Genomic DNA, 6444 nt, shown 5'->3' on the forward strand with positions numbered 1-6444 from the left:
CCATAGATCTATCATGGCTCATCTACCTCAAGCCCATACAACGGCGTTCAATGCTAAGTTGAGTTTTATTGGAAATGGAGATGCGTATTGGCAAAAATTATTGAATCATCCACGCTTTGGCTTGGAGCTAATAGGAACGTCTCTAGGTAACCAAAACGTTTTAGGGAAGGGGGCAGCAGCGCTGTATTATGTTGATGTTCCTTTGTTGCCCGGTAAAATCTACCCATCAATATATGGCGGAATCGGATTGGGTTGGGTAGAGAAAATTTATGATGTTGCCGATAACCCAAAGAATAATGCGATGGGAACTCATTTAAATGCTGCAATACGTCTAGGGCTCAATTTTAATTATGATTTTCGAAGAACGAATGTTCAATTGGGAATACACATGATGCATTTTTCGAATGGGGCTACTAAAATGCCGAACTTAGGTGTTAATTTGCCTTATGTACAATTGGGGGTGACACGTTACTTTCGAGATATTGAAAGGAGTACGAAAAATTCATTTCTAGCGTTGAAAAAGGAGATGACTCGTTGGCGATTGTTAGGTGTATATTCTAAAAAGGATGTATACCCATTGCTTCAGAAACCGTCTAATGTTTTTAGTTTGTCGGTGATTAGAACGAAGTATAAATCCAAGTATTGGTCTTATGATTTAGGAGTGGAATTTATTTCTAATCAAGCCCAAGCAAAAATGTTTCCCGAACGAGAAATAAAACAAAATGAGATATTACAAATAGGAATCTATTCGGCATATGTGTTAAGTTTTGATTGTTTAGATGTATTTGTAGGCCTGGGTGGTTACGCCAAAAATGATTTGAATATAGCGGGATGGTTGTATCAAAAAGTTGGTGCGCGCTACCAGTTTAATGACAGGTGGGCAGCGCAATTGGCCATTAAGGCAAATTACGGAAAAGCCGATTATATCGAGTACGGAATAAATTACACACTCCATGAAAAATAGCTATTGGTTCATACTTGCAGTTTTTCTACTTCTTTTTTCGTGTAAAAAGGCGGAGGATAGATCGTGCTGGAAATCAAGTGGAGCTGTGGATACTTTGGTGTATACAATTTCGGATTTTGATAGTTTACGTTTACATGAAAAACTAAACTTCGAATTGGTACAAAGTAACCAACCAAAGCTTGAAATTATCGGAGGAGAAAACTTAATAAACCTTGTGAAGTTAGACAGTCTTGGTGATGTACTTTCTATAAGCAATGCCAATAAATGTGCTTTCCTTAGGAGTTATAAAGAAGCTGTGAAGGTTCGTATACATCTTTCCTCCTTGCGCTACATATACACAGATATTTCCGAAGAATTAAGCAACGAAGGAGTGTTGACTTATCCCAATTTATTTTTGTTGGCTCATTCGGGAGCAGGAAGAATAGATTTAAATGTAGAGGCTAATCGTGTTTTCTTAGATGCTAGCTATGGGAATGTAGATTTTAACTTGAGCGGGCAATTAAATAGTTTGGGATTAAGTGTGAAATCTAATGCTTATGGAGATACACGAGATTTGAAGGTGAAATATCAAATAGAGGTATTTAGCAATACAGTAGGAGATCTACATATTAATGCCGAAAACACAAACCTGGTGAAAGCTGAACTTATATATAAGGGTGATGTTTACCTCTATGGAACTCCAATTGCAATAGAAAAGACAATTGAAGGTGAAGGGAGTCTGATAGAAGGAAATTAAAAAGCTTTCATTAACTTTGCAGTAATTATATATTCGTTATGGATTTAATACTTATCACAGTAGGAATGTTGGCGCTTGGATTTGCAGGTATTGCAATTAAAATTTGGGCGAAGAAAGATGGTGAATTCGCAGGAACTTGTGCTTCAAATAACCCTGTTTTACAGGAAGAAGGAGCAGCATGTGGTTTGTGTGGTGCTAAGCCAGAAGAACAATGTTTAAATGATGAGAAGACAGCAAAAGCTTAGTACTGTCTTTCAAATATTTTCCCTTCTTTAATGGCTAGTTTACTCTCCACATTGTTGGTGTAGAGTTGACCTGTTCCCAATCCTTGATACATTTTAGTATTGTACAAGGCCGTGAACTGTGCTATGCAAGATAAACCAACGTTCGATTCTAGAGCGCTGGTCATCCACCATTTTATATTCATTTCTTCAGCGAGAGCTATCCACGCTTTAGATCCGGCAATACCTCCATGTAAACTTGGTTTTAAGATAATGTATTGCGGTTGAATTTGTTCCAATAGATGTCTTCTATCTTCTCCATACACACCAATCAACTCTTCATCTAAAGCAATATCTAAAGGAGTTTCTTTACACAAATCACGCATGGCAATAACTTGTCCCGCTTTGATAGGTTGCTCTATAGAATGTAATTCGAAGGCTGCTAATCTTTGTAGTTTTTCTAAGGCATCTTCTGGAGAAAATGCACCATTGGCATCTACGCGCAATTCAATTTCATCCTTGCCGAAATTAGAACGAATAAAGGAAAGTAAATCTAATTCAGCTTCAAAATCTATGGCTCCAATCTTCATTTTAATACAATCAAATCCCGCTTCTATTTTCTCTTGAATTTGATCGTACATGAATTGTTTTTCTCCCATCCATATCAAACCATTGATAGGAATTTCAAGTTTACCTTGTGTGAATTCTGAAGGGAAATAAAGGAGAGCTTGTTTTTGCTTTAAATTTTCTAAAGCCATTTCTACTCCAAACAAAATAGAAGGATAAGTTTCTAGTTCTTCAAGGTGATTTGCAAAATGATTAATGTTTTCAACTACTTCCTGTACTTTGTTTTCATACTGCTCAAAATCGATAAAATCGGGCGACAACCCAGGTATGATGCTGCATTCACCTATTGCTTCAAATTTATCTTCTTTGAGATAAATGAACCACGCATGTTTTTGGGTTAATACGCCTCTACTGGTACCAGATGGACGTTTAAAATCAAAGGTTTTCTTTTCGAATCGAGCTGTTAGCATAGTACAAAAAGGATAGATGAAAGTAAACAAATTAAAAAGGTAGAAAGGGCTACTTTCTTTAATTCTGGGTCTAAGTTTTGTGGAATTTGCTCTTTTTTCACGTAGTTCAAATGCTTCATTAAAATGGCAAAAGGAAGCAATCCAATCAGCATCCAAGCATTTTCTTGTAAAGCAAAGAAGGTAAGGAAACAGAAAAAAGCCATGTGAATTAACCTTGCATGATGGCGCTTTCCTTTTTCATACCCCATTTTAACGATGATGGTGTTTTTACCTACTTTAGCATCGTTTTCATGATCGCGTAAATTGTTAAGGTTGAGCACAGCTGTGCTTAATAATCCTATACCAATTGCCGGCAAGATTAACAATATATCAAAGGTTTTGGCCAATAAAGTAAAGATTCCTAGGGTGCTTACCAAACCGAAAAAGATAAATACAAATACATCTCCTAGTCCATTGTATCCATAGGCTTTTTTACCCATTGTATAAGTAATGGCCGCAATTACACAAGCAAGAGCTAAAGCTATGTAGGTGTAGAGTATGGTGGTCGGTAAATCTTTGGTTCCATAAATCACCAATGGAATAGCAGTTGCCAAAGACAAAACAGAGAATAGAATTACAGCTCCTTTCATTTCTTTTACGCTGATAGCACCGCTTTGAACCGATCTTTGAGGACCAACTCGTTCTTCATTGTCTGCCCCTTTCAAGGTATCTCCAAGGTCATTGGCAAAATTGGAAAGAATTTGCAGTAACAGCGTTGTTGCCATCGCTAATCCGAAGATCAAACCATCCCATTTGTCTAAATAATAAGCGTAAAAACTACCGAACAATATACCGGATATAGAAAGGGGTAAGGTACGCAAACGCGCAGCACTTACCCAAGCTTGCATCTTTGTCATAGGCCAAAGATAATTTTTTCCCTTTTATTTGTTGGCTTTTAGAAAAGACTCTATCATATAATGTTCTTCAACGGTATAGCGTTGAATGGCCATTCTCTCTTCGAGCTTTAGTTTTTCCCTTTTGTTGTTTGCGAGTTCAGCTATACTTTTGTCTTCCTTATTGGAAAACTTGTCAATAGTACCTTTGTAATTGTAATGCGTAAAAAAGTAGTCAAAACTCATTTCTCTGCCATTTTGATGATACTTTATTTCATTTAAAACAGGGCGAATTTCGTTGTAGTAGAACCAACAAAGCTCATAGGTGTTACTGCTGTTTTTAATCAGAGGGGCAATCCCAACTATTCTAAAGTTGAGTTGTTGTTGAACAGTATCATAAAACCAATCTTCTTTAATTTTATAACCTATCAACTCAAGTGAATCTTCAATCAGGTCAAAGTGTTCAAGGGGACTGGTAAATTCATCGTCTTTTGCGGAATAAGCAGTTATGGAATCCATTGCTACATAATCGAGTAGGGTTTGTAATATGCTATTCCCAAGCAAGGCAGGGTTGTCTTTAAGGTCTATCGTTCTCCACAACCTTTCGGTCCATATTACATTTTCTTCAACAATTGCTGGTAGTTTCTCGACAGGATTTAGGGAAGTATTATTGTAAGTTTGAAAAGGAGCTTCTATCATTTCTTCTTGCATGGCTTCCTGGTACTCAGCTTCACTGTAATAGCTTCCAAGTATAACACCTTGGGCGTATACATGAATGAATATCAAAACTTCATCCTCGTCGTAAAAGTACCAAGCACCGTGTCTTTTGTTCGCCTCGTAGTAACCCTTTACTTTAGTGTTTTTATTCGGGTATTTTGCAATGTATTCTCCGCTGAGTTCATCGTTGCTTGTATGATAAACCACAGCAATGTCACCCACATGTGTCTTTACCTTTGTAGTTTGTGCGTAGAATGTACTGGTGAGAAGTAGGCAGATTAATCTAATGAGATGTTTCATAAATTTAGGTTTTACTACTTACTTAACGACACTGCTATTAAAAGTTACATTGGATCAACATCAATGTTTATACGCACCGATTTATGCATGGGCTCACTGTAGAATTTATCAATGATTTCTGTAATCTTGGCTTTTACTTTTTTCGGGGAAGCTTCACGTTCCATTTTCAGTTTAACCACTTGTATGTAATTGTTTTGTATACGTTTAATGGCTGGTGCTTCCGGACCTAAAATACGCGAACCAAAGACATTGTAGAGTCTACGTCCAAAATCTGCAGCCATGGCCTCTAAATCTTGTTCTTTTCTATGCTTTAATGTAAAGTTGATGATCTTATAAAAGGGAGGATAGAGGTAGTTTTTACGCTCCATAATCTCGTTCTTATAAAATCCTTTATAATCATGATCTATCACATGATGAATTACCCAATGATCTACATCATGGGTTTGAATAATTACTTTACCGCGTTTACTCTTACGCCCGGCTCTACCTGCAACCTGTGACATTAAATGATAACTTCTTTCAAAAGCTCTAAAGTCCGCTCTGTTTAGCATGAGGTCGGCATCTAAAATTCCCACCAAAGAAACGTTGTCGAAGTCCAAACCTTTGGTAACCATTTGCGTTCCCACGAGTATATCAATCTCTCTATTTTCAAAAGCAGAAATGATTTCTGAGTAACTATTTTTTTGACGCGTTGTGTCTAAATCCAGTCGTTGAACTTTAGCTTTTGGAAAGAGTACAGATAAATCATCTTCAATTTTTTCTGTACCAAAACCAACCATTTTCAATCGGTTAGAGCTACATTTTGGACAAGATCCCATAGGCGCAGCATAATAGCTACAGTAATGACATTTCAAGGCGTTGCCATGTTTGTGGTAAGTCAGGGAAACATCACAGTTTTTACACTTTGGAGTCCAGCCACAAATTTCGCAATTCCAAATAGGGTTATATCCTCTTCTGTTTTGGAAAAGAATTATTTGTTCGCCATTTTGCAAGGCTTCTTCCATATTTTGAACCAAGAAACTGCTAAAGTGCATATTCATGGTTTTCTGGATCTTTTCTTTTTTTAGGTTGGCAGTAAGAATCTCAGGCATTTGAACATCACCAAATCGCTTATTTAATTCTACTAAACCAAACTTCCCTTCCTGTGCATTGAAATAGGTTTCGAATGCAGGAGTTGCAGAACCTAACAATACCTTGGTTTTGTGCAGAGCACCCAAAACGATGGCGCTATCTCTAGCATTATATCTTGGTGAAGGGTCATATTGTTTGAATGAACTTTCGTGTTCTTCATCAATAATAATCAATCCTAAATCTCTAAAAGGAAGGAATAAACTACTTCTAGCACCGAGTATAATTCTAAATTTAGTAGGGTTGTTATTTAAAAGTGCATTCCATATTTCAACGCGTTCATTTTGGTTGAATTTTGAGTGATAAACACCTACTAAATCACCAAAGTAAGCCGAAAGTCTGTTGATCAATTGTGTGGTTAAAGCAATTTCTGGAAGTAAGAATAGAACTTGTTTTCCTGCATCCAATTGCTCTTGTATAAGTTCTACGTAAATTTCTGTTTTACCAGAACCTGTTACACCGTGTAGTA

At 36.9% G+C, this 6444-nt stretch carries 7 protein-coding genes; 3 read left to right on the plus strand and 4 right to left on the minus strand.

The annotated features are described in order from the left end of the window. The 3 genes from R3333_RS11645 to R3333_RS11655 form a co-directional block, all read left to right on the plus strand. Positions 1-964: acyloxyacyl hydrolase (locus R3333_RS11645; protein WP_318958952.1), on the plus strand; the 964-nt coding region annotated here is incomplete at its 5' end. Then, positions 954-1700 (plus strand): GIN domain-containing protein, encoded by a 747-nt coding sequence (locus R3333_RS11650; protein ID WP_318958953.1) that lies wholly within the window; start codon positions 954-956, stop codon positions 1698-1700. The genes R3333_RS11645 and R3333_RS11650, both read left to right, overlap by 11 nt. A gap of 38 nt (positions 1701-1738) precedes the next feature. Continuing rightward, the gene (locus tag R3333_RS11655; RefSeq protein ID WP_318958954.1) at positions 1739-1945 is read left to right on the plus strand and encodes a membrane or secreted protein; all 207 of its coding nucleotides are present in this window, start codon (positions 1739-1741) and stop codon (positions 1943-1945) included. Here R3333_RS11655 and R3333_RS11660 read toward each other — a convergent pair. The 4 genes from R3333_RS11660 to priA form a co-directional block, all read right to left on the minus strand. Next, entirely contained in the window at positions 1942-2958 is a 1017-nt protein-coding gene (locus tag R3333_RS11660; protein WP_318958955.1) for an o-succinylbenzoate synthase, read from the minus strand. The two genes, R3333_RS11655 and R3333_RS11660, sit on opposite strands and share 4 nt — an antisense overlap. Further along, entirely contained in the window at positions 2952-3854 is a 903-nt protein-coding gene (gene menA, locus R3333_RS11665; protein ID WP_318958956.1) for a 1,4-dihydroxy-2-naphthoate octaprenyltransferase, read from the minus strand. Before menA ends, R3333_RS11660 begins: the two co-directional genes overlap by 7 nt. 24 nt (positions 3855-3878) lie before the next feature. Beyond that, positions 3879-4847 carry a hypothetical protein gene (locus R3333_RS11670; protein WP_318958957.1) on the minus strand — a complete coding sequence of 323 codons (969 nt, stop codon included), beginning with the start codon at positions 4845-4847 and terminating at the stop codon, positions 3879-3881. A 44-nt stretch (positions 4848-4891) separates the two neighbouring features. Then, positions 4892-6444, minus strand: a 1553-nt coding sequence (gene priA, locus R3333_RS11675) for a primosomal protein N' (RefSeq protein ID WP_318958958.1), incomplete at its 5' end; no start/stop codon positions are given.

This window comes from Lishizhenia sp., assembly GCF_033720595.1.
GTDB lineage: Bacteria > Bacteroidota > Bacteroidia > Flavobacteriales_D > Crocinitomicaceae > Lishizhenia.

What these genes read in the sequence shown, in the direction of transcription:
- R3333_RS11650 (WP_318958953.1), top strand. Translation starts at nt 954, where the DNA reads ATGAAAAATAGCTATTGGTTCATACTTGCAGTTTTTCTACTTCTTTTT.
- R3333_RS11655 (WP_318958954.1), top strand. Translation starts at nt 1,739, where the DNA reads ATGGATTTAATACTTATCACAGTAGGAATGTTGGCGCTTGGATTTGCA.
- R3333_RS11660 (WP_318958955.1), bottom strand. Translation starts at nt 2,958, where the DNA reads ATGCTAACAGCTCGATTCGAAAAGAAAACCTTTGATTTTAAACGTCCA.
- menA (WP_318958956.1), bottom strand. Translation starts at nt 3,854, where the DNA reads ATGACAAAGATGCAAGCTTGGGTAAGTGCTGCGCGTTTGCGTACCTTA.
- R3333_RS11670 (WP_318958957.1), bottom strand. Translation starts at nt 4,847, where the DNA reads ATGAAACATCTCATTAGATTAATCTGCCTACTTCTCACCAGTACATTC.